At 68.0% G+C, this 17,043-nt stretch carries 16 protein-coding genes; 5 read left to right on the top strand and 11 right to left on the bottom strand.

Translation table 11 applies throughout. The features are described from left to right. Window positions 1-74 precede the first annotated feature (74 nt). Genes era through AB4Y91_RS07125 form a run of 4 tightly spaced genes read right to left on the bottom strand, consistent with a single transcriptional unit; the run spans window position 75 to window position 3,904 of the window. Window positions 75-1,034, bottom strand: coding sequence for a GTPase Era (gene era / locus AB4Y91_RS07140; RefSeq protein WP_175321064.1), 960 nt, complete (start codon window positions 1,032-1,034; stop codon window positions 75-77). Beyond that, window positions 1,018-2,349 (bottom strand): hemolysin family protein, encoded by a 1,332-nt coding sequence (locus AB4Y91_RS07135; protein ID WP_441417748.1) that lies wholly within the window; start codon window positions 2,347-2,349, stop codon window positions 1,018-1,020. Before AB4Y91_RS07135 ends, era begins: the two co-directional genes overlap by 17 nt. Then, on the bottom strand, window positions 2,346-2,819 hold the full coding sequence (ybeY, locus tag AB4Y91_RS07130; RefSeq protein ID WP_441417747.1) for an rRNA maturation RNase YbeY: 474 nt from the start codon (window positions 2,817-2,819) through the stop codon (window positions 2,346-2,348). Before ybeY ends, AB4Y91_RS07135 begins: the two co-directional genes overlap by 4 nt. Then, window positions 2,816-3,904, bottom strand: coding sequence for a PhoH family protein (locus tag AB4Y91_RS07125; RefSeq protein ID WP_441417746.1), 1,089 nt, complete (start codon window positions 3,902-3,904; stop codon window positions 2,816-2,818). The genes ybeY and AB4Y91_RS07125 overlap by 4 nt, the downstream gene beginning before the upstream one ends. A 329-nt stretch (window positions 3,905-4,233) precedes the next feature. Here AB4Y91_RS07125 and AB4Y91_RS07120 point away from each other — a divergent pair, with 329 nt between their 5' ends. Then, window positions 4,234-5,169, top strand: a complete 936-nt coding sequence (locus AB4Y91_RS07120) for a GerMN domain-containing protein (protein ID WP_441417745.1) — start codon at window positions 4,234-4,236, stop codon at window positions 5,167-5,169. A gap of 74 nt (window positions 5,170-5,243) precedes the next feature. Here the strand turns inward: AB4Y91_RS07120 and AB4Y91_RS07115 are convergent, their stop codons facing one another. The 3 genes from AB4Y91_RS07115 to hrcA all read right to left on the bottom strand — a co-directional run bounded on the left by AB4Y91_RS07115 (window position 5,244) and on the right by hrcA (window position 8,239). Then, the gene (locus tag AB4Y91_RS07115; RefSeq protein ID WP_441417744.1) at window positions 5,244-6,014 is read right to left on the bottom strand and encodes a 16S rRNA (uracil(1498)-N(3))-methyltransferase; all 771 of its coding nucleotides are present in this window, start codon (window positions 6,012-6,014) and stop codon (window positions 5,244-5,246) included. A gap of 2 nt (window positions 6,015-6,016) precedes the next feature. After that, on the bottom strand, window positions 6,017-7,144 hold the full coding sequence (gene dnaJ / locus AB4Y91_RS07110; RefSeq protein ID WP_441417743.1) for a molecular chaperone DnaJ: 1,128 nt from the start codon (window positions 7,142-7,144) through the stop codon (window positions 6,017-6,019). Between the two features lie 81 nt (window positions 7,145-7,225). Next, window positions 7,226-8,239, bottom strand: coding sequence for a heat-inducible transcriptional repressor HrcA (gene hrcA, locus AB4Y91_RS07105; protein ID WP_441417742.1), 1,014 nt, complete (start codon window positions 8,237-8,239; stop codon window positions 7,226-7,228). A 232-nt stretch (window positions 8,240-8,471) separates the two neighbouring features. Between hrcA and AB4Y91_RS07100 the strand changes: the two genes are divergently transcribed. Together AB4Y91_RS07100 and AB4Y91_RS07095 are read left to right on the top strand one after the other, a co-directional pair. Further along, entirely contained in the window at window positions 8,472-9,326 is an 855-nt protein-coding gene (locus AB4Y91_RS07100; RefSeq protein WP_441417741.1) for a DUF3097 domain-containing protein, read from the top strand. A gap of 122 nt (window positions 9,327-9,448) precedes the next feature. Continuing rightward, a complete protein-coding gene (locus AB4Y91_RS07095; RefSeq protein ID WP_441417740.1) occupies window positions 9,449-9,868 on the top strand; it encodes a DUF4870 domain-containing protein in 420 nt (139 codons plus the stop codon). A 69-nt stretch (window positions 9,869-9,937) separates the two neighbouring features. On the opposite strand, the gene hemW is transcribed toward AB4Y91_RS07095, so the two are convergent. Further along, window positions 9,938-11,176 (bottom strand): radical SAM family heme chaperone HemW, encoded by a 1,239-nt coding sequence (hemW, locus tag AB4Y91_RS07090; protein ID WP_441417739.1) that lies wholly within the window; start codon window positions 11,174-11,176, stop codon window positions 9,938-9,940. Between the two features lie 2 nt (window positions 11,177-11,178). Beyond that, complete coding sequence (gene lepA, locus AB4Y91_RS07085; protein WP_441417738.1) at window positions 11,179-13,032, bottom strand: translation elongation factor 4; 1,854 nt, start codon at window positions 13,030-13,032, stop codon at window positions 11,179-11,181. A 245-nt stretch (window positions 13,033-13,277) separates the two neighbouring features. Here lepA and AB4Y91_RS07080 point away from each other — a divergent pair, with 245 nt between their 5' ends. Continuing rightward, window positions 13,278-13,829, top strand: coding sequence for a type II toxin-antitoxin system PemK/MazF family toxin (locus AB4Y91_RS07080; RefSeq protein ID WP_441417737.1), 552 nt, complete (start codon window positions 13,278-13,280; stop codon window positions 13,827-13,829). Between the two features lie 221 nt (window positions 13,830-14,050). After that, the gene (gene rpsT / locus AB4Y91_RS07075) at window positions 14,051-14,311 is read left to right on the top strand and encodes a 30S ribosomal protein S20 (RefSeq protein ID WP_056739236.1); all 261 of its coding nucleotides are present in this window, start codon (window positions 14,051-14,053) and stop codon (window positions 14,309-14,311) included. Between the two features lie 208 nt (window positions 14,312-14,519). Here rpsT and holA read toward each other — a convergent pair whose 3' ends face one another. Then, complete coding sequence (holA, locus tag AB4Y91_RS07070; protein ID WP_441417736.1) at window positions 14,520-15,533, bottom strand: DNA polymerase III subunit delta; 1,014 nt, start codon at window positions 15,531-15,533, stop codon at window positions 14,520-14,522. Beyond that, on the bottom strand, window positions 15,467-16,972 hold the full coding sequence (locus AB4Y91_RS07065; protein ID WP_441417735.1) for a ComEC/Rec2 family competence protein: 1,506 nt from the start codon (window positions 16,970-16,972) through the stop codon (window positions 15,467-15,469). Before AB4Y91_RS07065 ends, holA begins: the two co-directional genes overlap by 67 nt. Between the last annotated feature and the right edge of the window lie 71 nt (window positions 16,973-17,043).

Genomic DNA, 17,043 nt, shown 5'->3' with positions numbered 1-17,043 from the left:
GCATGCCCGAGCGGGGCCGCTGCGTTGTTGCGCGGTCCGTCCCGGCGGGTAACCGCCGCCGGTTCAGTCCAGGCCTAGAAGCCCAGCTTCACCAGCTGCTTTGGATCCCGCTGCCAGTCCTTCGCGACCTTGACGTGCAGGTCCAGGTAGATGCGGGCGCCGAGGAGCGCCTCGATGGCCTTGCGGGCCGTGGTGCCGACGTCGCGGAGCCGCGCTCCGCCCTTGCCGATGATGATTGCCTTCTGCGACGGCCGTTCGACATAGAGATTAACCCGGACATCCAGGAACGGGCGGTCCTCGGGCCGGCCCTCGCGAGGAACAATCTCATCGACCACAACCGCCAGGGAGTGCGGAAGTTCGTCGCGGACGCCTTCCAGGGCTGCCTCGCGGATGAGTTCGGCGATCATCACCGCTTCCGGCTCGTCCGTCAGGTGTCCGTCCGGGTACAGCGGCGGCGACGGCGGCATGTGGCCGATTAGCACGTCGGCGACGGTGCCGACCTGGAAGCCGTCCGTCGCGGAGACGGGAACGATATCCTTCCAGCCGTCCTCCCCCAGCACCTCGCGGCCCAGGGCGGCGACGGCGAGCAGCTGCTCGGTCAGTGCCTGGCGGTCCACCGTGTCGGCTTTCGTCACGATCGCAATGACCGGCTTGTTGCCGATGGCGGCGAGCTGTGCGGCGATGAACTTGTCGCCGGGGCCGATCTTCTCGTTGGCGGGCAGGCAGAAGCCGATCGCGTCGACCTCGGCGAGGGTGTCCGCGACCAGTTCGTTGAGCCGCTTGCCCAGCAGGGTCCGCGGGCGGTGCAGGCCCGGGGTGTCGACCATGATCAGCTGCGCGTCGTCGCGGTGCACAATGCCGCGGATGGTGTGCCGGGTGGTCTGCGGCTTCGCCGAGGTGATGGCGACCTTCTGGCCCACCAGGGCGTTGGTGAGGGTGGATTTCCCCGCGTTCGGCCGTCCCACCAGCACCGCGAACCCGGCCCGGTAGCCGCCGAAAGGCGCTTCGCCGTCGGACTTATTCTGCTTGCTCACGTGGAACTCCCTGTTGCGTTGGTTCAGCCTCGTCGAGAAGATCTTCAAGGTCAGTTTCTTCCTTTGGCACCGCGGCCGCAATGATGTGGCTGACGCGGTTCCGGCGGCCTTCCAGCCTGTCGGCGCGGAGGGTGACGCCGTCGACGCTGACGGTGCTTCCGACGATCGGCACCCGGCCGAGCGCCTTGGCGAGCAGGCCGCCGACGGTGTCCACCTCATCGTCGTCGAGCTCCAGGTCGAAGAGCTCGCCGAGGTCGTCGATGCTCATCCGGGCGCTGACCCGGTAGCTGCCGTCGCCCAATTCGACCGCTTCCGCGGCCTCGGTGTCGTATTCGTCCACGATCTCGCCGACGATTTCCTCGATCAGGTCCTCGAGCGTGACCAGCCCGGCGGTGCCGCCGTACTCATCGATCACGATCGCCACGTGCGTGGATTCCTTCTGCAGCTCGCGGAGCAGCTCGCTGACCGGTTTGGAGTCCGGCACGTAGCGGACCTCGCGGGCCAGTTCGTCGACGACCGGGGGTTCCTCGCCGGGGGCCAGGTTGTGGACGACGGCGGCGACGTCCTTGAGGTAAACGATGCCGAGGATCTGGTCCGTGTTCTCCCCGATGACGGGGATCCGCGAGTACCCGGAGCGGAGGAACAGCGACATGGCCCGGTGCAGGCTGGAGCCGGAGTCGATGCAGAGAATGTCGGTCCGCGGCACCATCACGGAGCGGACCAGGGTGTCGCCGAAATCGAAGACGGACTGGATCAGCTCGGCCTCGTTGTCCTCGATCACGTCGGATTCGCTGGCGCGATCAACGAGTTCGCGGAACTCCTCTTCGCTGAAAAAGGCCTCGTTGTCCGCAGGCGCCCCCGGTGCCACGGCGCTGCCCAGGGTGACCAGCCAGCCCGGGATCGGACCAAGCACCCAGCAGAGCCAGCGGATCAGCGGGGCGGAGAAACGGACCATGCCGGCGGAGTGCACCCGGCCCAGCTGGCGCGGAGACACGCCGACGATCACGAAGCCCACGAGGGCCATGATGCCGGTCGCGGCGAGCCCGGCGAGCCAGACATTGCCGAGCAGGCTGTTCAGCAGCACGGTCACGGCCACCGCGGAGGCCATCTCGAACCAGACCCGCCAGAACCGCAGCGCGCGCATGTGCGCCACCGGCTGGGCCATGATCCGTTTCAGCGCCGTGCCGCGGCTCTGCAGGATCGCCTGTTCGGCGTCGTGGCGGGGAAGGTAATTGAAGGCGGCCTCTGCCGCGGTCAACACAGCCGCAAAGCTGAGGAAGACCAGCGCCATGCCGGCCAGGATCAGTGGGGTCACTGAGTCGTCTCTGCCGGGGCGTCCTTGCCGGTGAAGCCGGAGAGCAGCTCGCGTTGCAGCCCGAACATCTCTTCCTTCTCCTCCGGCTCCGCGTGGTCGAAGCCCAGCAGGTGCAGGATGCCGTGGGTGGTCAGCAGCAGCATCTCGTCCTGGGTGGAGTGGCCGGCGTTCTTAGCCTGTACCTCCGCCACCTGGGGGCAGATCGCGATGTCGCCGAGCATGCCCTGCGGTGTGGGCTTGTCCGGCGTGCCGGGAGTGAGTTCATCCATCGGCACGGACAGCACATCGGTGGACCCGGGCTCGTCCATCAGTTCGATGTGCAGCTTCTCCATGGCGGGCTCGTCGACCAGCAGGATGGACAGCTCCGCCTGCGGGTGGATGAAGAGCCGCTCAAAGACGAACCGGGCTAGTGCCACCAGCTCGGCTTCGTCCACCGTGACGCCGGATTCGTTGTTGACCTCGATGCTCATGCGCGTTCTCCCCGGTTCTCCCGGGCGACGGAATGCTTGACCCGGTTCCTTTGTGTCTCGTCCCAGACGCTGTACGCGTTGACGATGTCGCCCACCAGCCGGTGCCGGACGACGTCGGATGCGTCCAGGACCGAGAAATTAACGTCCTCGATCTTCTGCAGGATGTCTTCGACGATCCGCAGCCCGGAACGGGTGCCGAACGGCAGGTCCACCTGGGTGACGTCGCCGGTGACGACCATCTTGGAGCCGAAGCCCAGCCGGGTGAGGAACATCTTCATCTGCTCGGGGGTGGTGTTCTGGGCCTCGTCCAGGATGATGAACGCGTCGTTGAGCGTGCGTCCGCGCATGTAGGCCAGCGGCGCCACCTCGATGGTGCCGGCGGCCATCAGCCGCGGGATCGACTCGGGGTCCATCATGTCGTGCAGGGCGTCGTAGAGCGGACGCAGGTAGGGATCGATCTTGTCACTGAGCGTGCCGGGCAGGAAGCCGAGCCGCTCCCCCGCTTCGACGGCCGGGCGGGTCAGGATGATCCGGCTGACTTCTTTCTGCTGCAGCGCCTGGACCGCCTTGGCCATGGCCAGGTAGGTCTTGCCGGTGCCGGCCGGGCCGATCCCGAAGATCACCGTGTTCGCGTCAATCGCATCCACATAGTTCTTCTGGTTCAAGGTCTTGGGCCGGATGGTCTTGCCGCGGCTGGAGAGGATGTTGTGGGTGAGCACGTCCACCGGGTTCTGCAGCGACTGGGTGCGCAACAGCGACACGAGCTGCTGCAGGACAACCGGCGTAATCACCGTGCCGCGCGCCACCAGGCCGCGCACCTCGTTGAGCAGCCGCATAATCCTTGGCACGTCGGCGGCAGGGCCGCTGATGGAGAGCTCGTTCCCGCGGACATGGAAGTCGACGCTGGGGAACTGGGTTTCGATAAAGCGCAGGGCTTCGTCATGGCTCCCCAGGGACTGCACCATCTGGTCGGAATTGTCGAACAGGACCACCTCCGTCCGCAGACCTGGGAGGGAGTGGGGAAATTCCCCTGCGGTGCGCTCGTTCGCGCTGATCCGGGCCTTGCCGTTGGCTGCTTCAGTCATGGTGTTGGCCCGTGGGCCTCTGGTCCCCTCCAGTTCGGAAATGGTCTCGCCGCCTCGGCGCCGGCCGACGGCGTTCCGGGCCGTCCGCGCCGGGTTTCAGCGGGTCCTTCCATCTTACGCCAGCGCGGCCCGGTGCCGGCGCGGAGGGCAGCTGCCGCGACATTAGGTATCAACTTCATATCGTCCTCATATCGTTCCCGTTGCAGTTCGCCGGACAGCGCGGAATCCCCACTGGAGCGCAGGCGCCTTGTGCAATGCTGGATTCGGCCCTGCCGGGCCCGCGGAGCGAGCAACACAGCGAAGGGACAGGGGCAATCAGCCAGCGTGGAGTGAACAAGACAGCAGCAGGGCGGCGTACGCGCCGCGGCTTGCTGCACCTTGTGCTGCCCGCTGCCCTGGCGCTGTCCGGCTGCGTGGCCACGCCCCAGCCGGGCATCACGAACTCCGACACGCCCTCCCACACGGTCCCCGGCCCGGCCGCCGGCGTCGCCACCACCAGCGCACCGCTGGAATCCACCCAGGCCTCCAACAAGGCTCCGGTCTACTGGATCGGGCGCAGCAACAACAACGTCTTTTTGTACCGCGAGTTCCGGGACGTGTCCGAAGAGGACAATCCGATCACCCGGGCGCTGCGGGTGATGATGTCGCAGAAGCCGCTGGACCCTGATTTCTTCACCCCGTGGCAGAACCCCAGGCTCCTCGCCACCTCGATTTCCGGAAAGAACGTGATCACGGTGGACGTGTCCGCCGATGCGTTCAACAGCAACGTCGACGCCGACATGGCCGAACGCGCGATCCAGCAGCTCGTTTACACGGCCACGGCCGCCGGTGCCAGCGCCGGGCTGACCGATACCGGGCAGCAGATCCAGGTCGTCATCCTCGTCGACGGGCACACCGACTACGTCGCCTTCAACCGGGTCCGGCTCGGTTCACCGACCTCGCGCAGCGCCGGAATGGTGGCGCCCGTGTGGATCATCGATCCGCAGGAGGGCACCGAGGTGGCGGACGGCGCGGTCAAGATTTCCGGCCGGAGCACGGTCCCGGGCGGCAAGCTGCGCTGGGAGATCCTGCGGGTCGACGGCGCCAGCAAGACGCCCTATCTGGACGGCAACATCACGGCCTCCGCCGATGCCTCGAAGCCCGGCCTGTTCAACCTCTCGTTGAACCTCGGTCCCGGTGAGTATGAGGTCCGCGTGTCGCAGGTCGATCCCGCCAGCAAGGTCCAGGACCTGAACGTAGATACCCGCGGGTTCACTGTCCGCTAAGGCATTCCGCTAAGGCAGGCACCCGGCGGACCCGCACGGGCGCGGCGTCTGGCCTGTCCTATTACTGCTTGCCCCTACCAACGTCCCAGGACGTCGCTGGCCAGCACCGTGGCGGCGGGGCCGGCGGTGGAAGAACGCAGCACGTGGTGGCCCAGCAGGGCGGTGACGGCTCCCGCATCGCACAGCCGGGTGACCTCGCGGGGGCTGATGCCGCCCTCGGGGCCCACAATCAGGAGCACCTCGCGGGCCACACCGCCGTCGCCGGCCTGCTGGTGCCAGGCCTCCAGCACCTGCCGCAGGGGCCGAACCGCGTCCTCGTGCAGGATCACGGCCAGGTCCGCGGCGGCTACGGCCGCCTGCAGGCCGTTGCCGTCCACCGCGGCGCGGACCTCCGGAATCCAGGCGCGGCGTGCCTGCTTCGCGGCTGCCGTCACCACGGACTGCCATTTGGCGTGCGCCTTCGCCGCGCGTTCGGGTTTCCAGCGGACGATCGAGCGTTCGGCCTGCCAAGGCACGACGGCGTCAATCCCCAATTCGGTCGCGGTCTCAGCCGCCAGCTCGTCGCGGTCGCCCTTGGCCAGGGCCTGCACCAGCACCAGCCGAACGTCAGGCCTTGGCTCGGTCACGACCTCGCCGCACTCCACCGTCAGCTCCTGCGGCGCGGCGGCCGTCACGGTGCCGGTGATCCGCTTGCCGGCGCCGTCGGCGATGTCCACCGGCTCCCCCACGGCCAGGCGCTTGACCGTCACCGCGTGGCGCGCCTCGGCGCCTTCGAGGACGAACGTCGCGCGGGGGACCAGCTGGTCCAGGGTGCCTGCGGGGGTGAAGAAGACCGGGTTGCTCACTGCTACAGGTTACCGAGCCGGTCCCGCAGCTTCGCGAAGACACCGCCGCTGGCGGCAAGCTTCCCTTCGGTGAACTGCTCGCCGCGGAGTTTGGCGAGCTGGCGCAGCAGGTCTTCCTGGGCGGCGTCGAGCTTCGCGGGGGTATCCACCTGCAGGTGGACCTTAAGGTCTCCGCGGCCGTAGCCGCGCAGGTGCGTGACGCCCAGGCCACGCAGCGTGATGACCTCGCCGGACTGGGTGCCGGCCTTGACGTCGATTTCCTGTTGACCGTCAAAGGTCTCAAGGGTCAGCTCTGTGCCGAGCGCGGCCGCCGTCATCGGGATGTTCAGGCTAGCGTGCAGGTCGTCGCCTTCGCGCACGTAGGTGGGGTCGTTGTTGACCCGGATCTCGACGTACAGGTCACCGGACGGGCCGCCGGCAGGACCGGCCTCACCCTGGCCGGAGAGCTGGATGCGGGTGCCGGTAGCGACGCCGGCGGGAACCTTGACGGTAAGCGAGCGGCGACTGCGGATGCGGCCCTGGCCGGCGCATTCGTTGCAGGGATCCTTGATGACCGTGCCGAAGCCCTCGCAGCTGCCGCAGGGGGCAGTGGTCATGACTTGGCCGAGGATGGAACGCACGGCGCGCTGGACCTGGCCGCTGCCGCCGCAAATGTCGCAGCGCTCCGGGTGGCTGCCTTCGCGGCAGCAGGAACCCTCACAGGTGGGGCAGGTGACGGCGGTGTCCACTTCGAGCTTCTTGTTGACCCCGAAGACGGCGTCGCGCAGGTCGATCCGGACGCTGATCAGGGCGTCCTGGCCGCGCCGCACCCGGGATGCGGGGCCGCCCTGGCCGCCGGCGCCGCCGAAGAAGGTTTCGAAGATGTCCTGGAAGGCGAAGCCCTGGCCGGCGTAGCCGCCGCCGAAGCCGTTGTCGTTGCCGTTCTCGTTGCCCGTCGTGTCGTAGACCCGGCGCTTTTGCGGGTCGGAAAGCACCTCGTAGGCATGGGTGACCGCCTTGAAACGCTCGGAAGCGTCATCACCGGGGTTCACATCCGGGTGCAGGGTCCGCGCAAGCTTGCGGTAGGCCTTCTTGATCTCTTCCCCCGTGGCTTCACGGGAGACTCCAAGAACGTCATAGTGGCTGCTCAAAGTCTGTATCTCTTCCTTTTTGTACTGCCAGTGGGGCACTGCCTGTAGTTGGCAAGAAGTCCGGTTCCGGATCCGGCCCTGTCAGGGCCCGAGGATCCGCGAAAGGTAGCGGGCCACCGCACGGACGGCGGCCATGGTGGTGGGATAGTCCATCCGGGTGGGGCCAAGGACTCCGACCTTGGCCGTGGCGTCCGGGCCGTAGCCGGTGGCCACCACGGACGCTTCGGACAGGCCGTCGTAGGGGTTCTCCCGGCCGATGCTTACCGTGACGCCGCGCGGGTCCTCCGCCATGTCGCTGAGCAGGCGCAGCATCACCACCTGCTCTTCGAGCGCTTCGAGCACGGGTCCGATGCTCAGCGGGAAATCCACATTGGACCTGGCCAGGTTGGCGGTCCCGGCCATGACCATCCGTTCCTCGCGGCTGCTCGCGGCAAGCGATTCAAGCCCGCGGGCCAGAGCCTGGGCGGGTCCCCGGCGCACCGGCGCACAGCTGTCCACCACGGCCTGCAGCGACTGGGGCAGCAAGCTCAACGGGGTGCCGGAGAGCCTGGCCAGGAACAGGGTGCGGAGTTCGGCGAGGGCCTCGTCACCGAAGTCCTGGCCGACGTCGATCACCCGCTGTTCCACCTTGCCCGTATCCGCGATCAGGACCGTGAGTACCTTGCGCGGCGCCAGGAGCACGAATTCGATGTGCCGGACGCGGGCCCGGCTCAACAGCGGGTACTGCACGACGGCGACCTGGTTCGTCAGCTGCGATAGCAGCCGCACCGTCCGGTCCAGCACGTCGTCGAGGTCATCGGACCCCTCGAGCAGCGCCTGGATGGCGCGGCGCTCCGCCGGAGAGAGGGGTTTGACGGCCGAAATCTGGTCCACGAACAGGCGGTAGCCCTTGTCCGTGGGAATCCGGCCGGCGCTGGTATGCGGCGCCGTGATCAGGCCCTCGTCTTCCAGGGCGGCCATGTCATTGCGGATCGTGGCGCTGGACACGCCCAGATGGTGCCGTTCCACCAGGGCCTTGGATCCTACCGGCTCGCGGGAATGGACGTAGTCCTCCACGATGGCGCGCAGCACTTCGAGTTTGCGTGGCTCGCTCACTCTCCACCTCCAATCGACCCGTATCGGTTCGCCGGTGCCGCCGCGCGTGCAAGAACACCCGGGGTTAGCACTCGACATGCCTAAGTGCTAACCAGTCTAATATGAGTCGCGCCGTTGTTAGCATTGGATTCGCTGCGGGCGTGGGCCACGGGACTGGTGTTTCCCGGCACACCACAGGCCGCGCCGCCGTTCTGTCCCCCGTAATTCCCGAGTGCAAAGCAGTGTGTAGCAGATGTCGTACCAGAATTGGGGCCCGCAGGATCTCTCCGCGCCCGCTAAGGCCCAGCTGCCCGAGATCCCGGTGGAGCGCGGCATGGTGCTGGAGGACGTGCAGTCCGGCTGGGTGGGCGCCGTCACCCGGGTGGAGAAGTCCGGCGGCATGCACGTCGTGGCCCTCGAGGACCGGCGCGGCAAGTCCCGATCCTTCCGCCTCGGCTTCGGCTTCCTGCTCGAGGGCCAGCCCATCCGGCTGATGCCGCCCGCCCCGCGGGTTCCCGCGGCGGGTGCCGGAGTCGGCGCGCGCACCGCCTCCGGTTCGGTCCGGGTGGAGGGACAGCGTGCCCAGGTCGCGAAGGCCAGCCGGATCTGGGTGGAAGGCAAGCACGACGCCGAACTCGTCGAGAAAGTCTGGGGTGACGACCTCCGCGTCGAGGGCATCGTGGTCGAGCCGCTGCACGGCATCGACGACCTAGCTGCCGCCGTGAAGGAGTTCCGGCCCGGCCCCGGCCGTCGCCTCGGCGTCCTGGTGGACCACCTTGTTCCAGACTCGAAGGAGTCGCGAATCGCCGACGCGGTGATGGCCTCCCCGGGCGCGGCCGGCAACGTGCTGATCGTCGGGCACCCGTACGTCGACGTCTGGCAGGCCATCCGCCCTGCCGTCCTGGGCATTGAGCGGTGGCCGGTGATTCCGCGCGGGGTGGATTGGAAGACCGGCATCCTGACGGCCTTCGGCTGGCCGCACAGCACCAAGGAGGACATCGGCCTGGGCTGGCAGAAACTCCTCGGCGCGGTCCGCAGCTACGCGGACCTGGAGCCCTCCCTGCTGGGCCGGGTCGAAGAGGTCATCGACTTCCTCACGGTGCCGTAGCCGCCTCCCCGTGCTTTAGTTCGCGGTCCGAGCAAGTATTCTTGGTAGGGCGGCCGCTGCATTTTGTTGCGGCCGCGGCTCGTACAGGTACCTACGCTCCACCGCAATCCAAAGGACGAAACGTGGCAGAAGACGCACGCGAACACACGGATCACCAGGCCGGCCATGGCCAGTCGCAGTACCATGGCGTTCCCGCAAATGCTCTGCCGTTGACGGCAAGCGAGGACCGGCAATGGGCCACCCTGGCGCACTTTGGCGGCATTCTGGGTTGCATTCCCGCGCTGCTGATCTACCTGATCTTCAAGGACCGCGGCCCGTTCACGGCGCAGGAGTCGAAGGAGGCGCTGAACTTTACGCTTCCGCCCACCATCGCTGCGGTGGTAGCCAATCTGCTGGTCTTCGTCCCGGTGGTGGGCAACCTGTTCGCAGTCCTGGCGACCGCCATCTGGATTGCCCTCGCCTGCTTCTCGGTGGCCGCCGGCATCCACGTCAACCGCGGCCAGCCGCACCGCTACGAGTACAACCTCCGCTGGATCAAGTAGCGCGAACGGACATTTCCGGCCCACGCGCCCAACGCGATCGGACACTTCCGGCCCGCATGGGCTGACTACCTAGTCCGGCAGGATCCGGCGGACCACGGCGTCGGCTAGGAGCCGGCCCTTGAGCGTGAGCACCAGCCGGCCCTTGAACGCTTCCGCAGGCTCAACGAGCCCGTCGGCGATGAGTCCGGCGACCGCGTGCCGTCCGGTATCCCCCAGCCCGCCCAGGCTCGGGATTTCCAGGCCGGTGACCAGTCTGGCTTCGAGCATGACGCGCTCCACGTTGCGGGTCTCGGCGTCGAGGGTCTCCCGCCCGGCCGCGGGCGAGACGCCTGCCGCCAGCCGACCGGCGTAGGCCGTGGGGTGCTTGACGTTCCACCAGCGGACCCCGCCGACGTGCGAATGCGCTCCGGGGCCGATGCCCCACCAGTCATCCCCGCGCCAGTAGGCCAGGTTATGGCGACAGGCCTGGTCCGGCGTGCGCGCCCAGTTGCTTACTTCATACCAGCCCAGCCCGGCCGCGGAGACCAGTTCATCGGCCAGTTCGTATTTGGCGGCATGGTCGTCGTCGTCGATCCCCGGAACCTCGCCGCGCCGGATCTGGGCGGCGAGTTTCGTGCCCTCCTCGACGATCAGCGCGTAGGCGCTGATGTGGTCCGGGCCGTAGGACAGTGCGGTCTCCAGCGAGTAGCGCCAGTCCTCCAGCGACTCCCCCGGGGTGCCGTAGATCAGGTCCAGGCTGACCGCGAGGCCCGCCTCACGCGCCCACTGGACCACCTGCGGCACACGGCTGGGCGTGTGGGTGCGGTCGAGGACCTTGAGCACGTGGGGCACCGCGGACTGCATGCCGAAGGAGACCCGGGTGAAGCCGGCGTCGGCGAGCAATTGCAGGGATTCGGGCGTGACCGAATCCGGGTTGGCTTCCGTGGTGACCTCGGCGCCGGGCTCGAGGCCCCAGGTGTCGATCGCGGCGGCCAGGATGCGGGCCAGGTCCCCGGCCGGGAGCAGCGTGGGGGTGCCGCCGCCGAAGAACACCGTGCTGAGCCGGCGCTCCGGGAGGCCGGAGGCTTTCAACGCCCGCCCGGCGAAGTCCACTTCCGCGACGGCGGTGTCCGCGTAGGCGTCCTGCGAGGCGCCGCCGCCGAGTTCCGTGGCGGTGTACGTGTTGAAGTCGCAGTAGCCGCAGCGCACGGCGCAGAACGGAATGTGGACGTAGAGCCCGAAGGCCCGGTCCGCGGCGCCCTCCAGCGCCTGGCCGGGCAGCAGCCCGTCCGACGGCGCGGGGTCACCGAGGGGAAGCGCACTTGGCATGGCTACTTCTTGGCCTTGTCCTTGGACTCTTCCGTGGTGAGTGCGGCGATGAAGGCCTCCTGCGGGACTTCGACGCGGCCCACCATCTTCATGCGCTTCTTGCCTTCCTTTTGCTTCTCCAGCAGCTTGCGCTTTCGGGTGATGTCGCCGCCGTAGCACTTGGCCAGGACGTCCTTGCGGATGGCCCGGATGCTTTCGCGGGCGATGATCCGGGAGCCGATGGCAGCCTGGATCGGCACCTCGAACTGCTGCCGCGGGATGAGTTCGCGCAGCTTGCCGGTCATCATTACACCGTAGGAATAGGCCTTGTCGCGGTGGGTGATGGCGCTGAAGGCGTCGACCTGTTCGCCCTGGAGCATGATGTCCACCTTGACCAGATCGGCGACTTGGTCGCCATCGGCCTTCCAGTCCAGCGAGCCGTAGCCGCGGGTCTTGGACTTCAGGATGTCGAAGAAGTCGAAGACGATTTCGGCCAGCGGCAGGCGGTAGCGGATCTCCACCCGGTCCTCGGAGAGGTAGTCCATGCCGCCCATGACGCCGCGGCGGCTCTGGCACAGCTCCATGATGGCGCCGACGAACTCGTTGGGCGCCAGAATCGTGGCGGAGACCATCGGCTCGCGGACCTCGGAGACCTTACCGGTGGGGTATTCGCTGGGGTTGGTCACGTGGACGACCTTCTTGTCCTCCAGCGTCACCTCGTACTCCACGTTCGGGGCGGTGGAGATCAGGTCCAGCTTGTACTCCCGTTCGAGCCGCTCGCGGGTGATTTCCAGGTGCAGCAGGCCCAGGAAGCCGACGCGGAAGCCGAAGCCCAGCGCGGCGGACGTCTCCGGCTCGTAGACCAGGGCGGCGTCGTTGAGCATCAGCTTCTCCAGCGCGTCACGGAGCACCGGGTAGTCGGTGCCGTCCAGCGGATAGAGGCCGGAGAACACCATCGGCTTGGCGTCGGCGTAGCCGGGCAGGGAGTCGGTGGCGGGCTTAGCCAGGTTGGTCACGGTGTCGCCGACCTTGGACTGGCGGACGTCCTTCACGCCGGTGATCAGGTAGCCGACCTCGCCGACGCCGAGGCCCTTGGACGGGGTGGGCTCCGGGGAGCTCACGCCGATTTCGAGCAGTTCGTGGGTGGCGCGGGTGGACATCATCTGGATGCGCTCACGCGGGTGCAGCATGCCGTCCACCACGCGGACGTACGTGACGACGCCGCGGTAGGTGTCGTAGACGGAGTCGAAGATCATTGCCCGGGCGGGGGCGTTCGGGTCGCCCACCGGGGCGGGGAGATCGCGGACGATCTTGTCCAGCAGGACTTCGACGCCGGCGCCGGTCTTGCCGGAGACGCGCAGCACCTCGTCCGGGTCGCCGCCGATCAGGTTGGCCAGCTCCTCGGCGTACTTCTCCGGCTGCGCCGCGGGCAGGTCGATCTTGTTCAGGACCGGGATGATCGTGAGGTTGTTCTCCATCGCCAGGTAGAGGTTGGCGAGGGTCTGCGCCTCAATGCCCTGGGCGGCGTCCACGAGCAGCACGGCGCCCTCGCAGGCGGCGAGTGACCGGGAGACTTCATAGGTGAAGTCGACGTGGCCGGGAGTGTCGATCATGTTCAGCGCGTAGCTGGTGCCGTCCAGCTCCCATGGCATCCGGACGGCCTGGGACTTAATGGTGATGCCGCGTTCGCGCTCGATGTCCATCCGGTCCAGGTACTGGGCCTTCATGTCGCGGGACTGGACGACTCCGGTGTACTGGAGCATCCGGTCGGCCAGCGTGGACTTGCCGTGGTCAATATGCGCAATGATGCAGAAGTTCCGGATGAGGGCCGGATCTGTTGCGGCAGGCACCGGGGCGGTGCGGGCCATGGGAGACACGCAGGGTCCTTACTGTTGGCAATACTTGGGGGCTGTACTGGCGGGCTGCACAGCTGGGCTGTTCTACGGGCGGGCGCAGCCGGTGTTCTACGTTGCTTGTTCCACCTGCTGCGGCACGCCGCATTTCTCGTTCCTATAGTCTCCCACGTCCCGGACCGTGGCACTGCATTAGCGCCGGCGCTCACTGCCCGTCGTCGCCGCTCCGTCAACGTACGCCGGTGCACGGCGGCCGGTAGGGTTTCCCCATGGCCTTGAATCTTCGCTCCCTCGGCAACGCCGTCCGCGGCGCCCTGCGCTTCCTCGACCGGCTCGGCGGCGGCGCTCCTCCCGCGACACGCCGTCCTGCCGGCAAGGCTCCCGCCCGGCAGCCGCCCCGCGCATCCGGCGGACTGACCGGGACCTACCCGGGCGACTTCCAGGGCAAAGCCAAAGTGCAGTACAGCCCCGCCGCGAACGGCCGGGCCGAGCCCGGTGAGATCGTCTGGACCTGGGTACCGTTCGAAGAGGACCACTCCCGGGGCAAGGACCGGCCGGTGCTGCTCGTGGGAAGCAAGGGCCGCTTCCTGCTTGGCCTGATGCTCACCAGCAAGGACCACGACGGCGACGCGCGCCGCTCGGACGACTACGTCGACATCGGCACCGGGCCCTGGGACCGGCAGTGGCGCCCGAGCGAAGCCAGGCTGGACCGCATCCTGCAAATCAACCCCCAGGACGTGCGCCGCGAGGGCGCCATCCTGGACGCCGGACGGTTCCGGGACATTTCCTCGGCGCTGCGCAGGCGGCACGGCTGGTCCTGAAGTCCGGGTTCTTCGGCGACGCCGCGCGGGGAACTCCGACCCGCGGGTCGCACCGGGAATCGCCACCGGGTTCGCGGCTCTGCTATTATTGACAGCTGTGTGTCCGTGCAGGTCGACGGCCACAGATGGTTGGTCGCCATAGGTATCCCCACGCCGCTCAGTCAATGGCCAATCTGAAAGCCCTCTAGACCATTTTCCGCATTGAAAAAGAGAGTTCACACGTGGCTAATATCAAGTCCCAGAAGAAGCGCATCCTGACCAACGAAAAGGCTCGCCTGCGCAACAACGCAGTCAAGTCCGAGCTGAAGACGGCCATCCGCGCCGTCAACACCGCCGTTGAGTCCACCGACAAGGATGCCGCTGCTGCTGCACTGGTTACTGCCAGCCGGAAGCTCGACAAGGCTGTCAGCAAGGGTGTTCTTCACAAGAACAACGCTGCAAACCGCAAGTCCGCGATCTCCAAGAAGGTCAACGCACTCTAAGGTTTTCCAGTTCAACTGAACTGATGATTGTGGCCGGCACCCCCAGGGTGCCGGCCACAGCCAGTTAAAGCGCCGGACCGGACACGGCAACGTGACCCGGGCAAGCCGCCAACGCGACCCGGCGACCCGGGCAACGTGACCCGGCGACCCGGGCAAGCCGCGGCGCGGGACGTGCGGTCGGGCACCGGCCGTGCGCGGGCCGTGGTCGTCAGCGGCGGACCGCGCCCGCAATCACCGTGACGGCATGTTCCACGGCGTAGACCGGGTCGCGGGAGAGTCCCTTGACCTGCGCGTCGGCTTCGGCCGTGACCTGGATGGACCTAACCAGGCCCTCCGGAGTCCAGCGCCGCACATCGCGCTGCGCCTGCTCCACGAGCCACGGCTGCATGCCCAGCTGCTTGGCGATCTGGGCGGAAGACCCCTGTGCCCCGGCCACCTTGGCCAGGGACCGCAGCTTGGAGGCCAGCGCAGCGACGATCGGCACCGGGTCGGCACCGGTATCCAGTGCGTGGCGGAGCGTGGAGAGGGCCAGCGGCGCATTCCCGGCCATGGCGGCATCCGCGACCTTGAATGCCGTGGCCTCCACCCTGCCGCCGTAGTAGCGGTCAACCATTTCCGAATCCACGCCGGTGGTGGCGTCGGCGATCAGCTGGCTGCAGGCGGCCGCGAGTTCGGCCAGGTTGGCCCCGACCGCGTTGACCAGGGCGTGCACGGCGTCCGGCTCGATCCGCCGGGAGGCGGCCTTGAACTCTGTGGTGACAAAAGCCACCTTGTCCGCGTCCTTCTTCAACGGTTGGCAGTCGACCACGGGCCAACCGCCCGCCTTGATCGCGTCCAGGAGCTTCTTGCCGCGCACTCCTCCGCCGTGACGGAGCACCAGGACGGCGTCGGGTTCGGGCTGGACCAGGTACTTCAGAGCGTCGGCGAGGAAGGCGTCATTCATCGCTTCCAGGCCCTCCACCTCGATCAGCTTCTGCTCGCCGAAAAGGGACGGGCTGACGTTCATGGCCAGCGTGCCCGGTTCGTAGCTGCCGGCGTTGAGGCGGGTGAGCTCGACGTCGGGGGCCGCGGCACGGACCTGGGAGCGGATCCGGTCCATGGCCCGGGAACCCAGGTAGTCCTCCGGTCCGCCGACCAGCACCACCGCCGCGGGCGTCACATCGCGCCAGGTGGCGGTCTTCGTCGCCGTGGTCCTGGTGCGTTGGGTCTGGGCAGCAGCCACTCGTGGTTCCTCCGGGAAGTTGGTTTGCAGACTCTAAGCCTGCCACGGCGTGGGCGGTCCACCAAGCCGCGGCCGACGGACCCCGGCAGGGCGCGGACGGTGCCCGGCGGCCGCTCATGACGGCGCAGAGTCCGGGTGAGGCACAGCGTGGTCCGGTCATGTATTTTCAGGATCAGGCGTACCGCAGCGGCAGGGTGGGTGGCGAGCCAGAAGCCCGTCAGTGTCAGCCCCGAGAGCGCCGCCATCGTGGACGAGCCGAGGGCCCCCTCCGGCCAGGGCAACGCGGCCCCCGGAAGCGCCGCGAAGCAGCGGGCGATGCCGGCCACACCCGCTGCGAAGGTGCCGGCAACGGCGATGAGCATAGCCGACAACGCGGGGGCGAGGGGTACGATTGGCACTGCTGCCGTGCCGAAGACCGTAACCGGCGGCACCAGCACGGCAGCTGCCAGATTCGCGGGCAGCGCGTAGCTGGAGAACTGCGGCTGGAGCAGCACGATCACCGGGCTGCAGAACAACTGGGCGGACAACGGAACAGCGAGTCCGGCAGCCAACCAGTGGGGCACGAAGGCGGCCAGCCAGCCCATGAGGGGCCTGCCCACCACGACGATGCCAAGCGTGGCCAAAACGGAGAGCACAAAGCCGAAGTCGGTAGCCAGGGCCGGATTCGCCAGCAGCAAGCCGGCCGCGGCCACGCACAGCAGGCTGAGGCCGCGGCCGGCACGGCCAAACCCTAGCGCCCACAGCCCGATCGACCCCATCAGGGCGGCCCGGAGCACGCTGGCATCGGGCCCGACCATCAGCACAAACAGCCCCAGCCCGGCCACGGCAATTCCGGAAGCCGCCGGGCGCGGAAGCCGCAGGCTACGGGCCGCCAGCAGCAGGACCCCGAGGACCAGGCTGCAGTTGGCTCCGCTCACCGCGGTCAGGTGGGTCATTCCGACGGTTTTCATGGCCGAAGCGAGTTCGGGGTCCAGCTCACCGGTGTCGCCGGTCACCATCCCTGGCAGGAGTCCGCGCGCGTCGCCAGGCAGCCCCGCGGCGGCGACGCTGAAACCGCGCCGCAGGCCTGCCGGGAGGTGCACCCAGCTGGAGGCGGTCCGCACACGGTGCGGCGCAGAGGAGGCAGAGAGGATGCCGGCTTCGGCCTCACCTGCTCCGGCCTGCCTGAGCTTGCCTGTGGCCCGGAAACGCTGCCCCGGAGATGAGTGTCCCCACTCCTCCCCGCCGAGGGCAAGCAGCTTCACGGAGGCTTCCACGCGTCGGCCGTCGAAGACCAGGACGAGCAGGGTCACCGGCACGGCCCACCGGTCTGACAAACCGGACCGGCCCGGGGCGGAAAGCCGCCGTGGCATGCCGGCAACTTCGATCTCGGCCACCACCGACGCGCCGGCGGCGACGGCCTCTGCGACAGCACCGTCGTTCCGCTGCGCCGATGCCACCGCCGAATGCGCCCCGGCGGCGCACGAGAGAAGCAAAGCTACCGCCAAGGTGGCCCGGAAGCTTCGGGGTC

The sequence above is a fragment of the Arthrobacter sp. YAF16 genome (genome assembly GCF_052113385.1).
Classification (GTDB): Bacteria; Actinomycetota; Actinomycetes; order Actinomycetales; family Micrococcaceae; genus Arthrobacter.
This window is presented reverse-complemented; position numbering and strand designations above follow the sequence as displayed.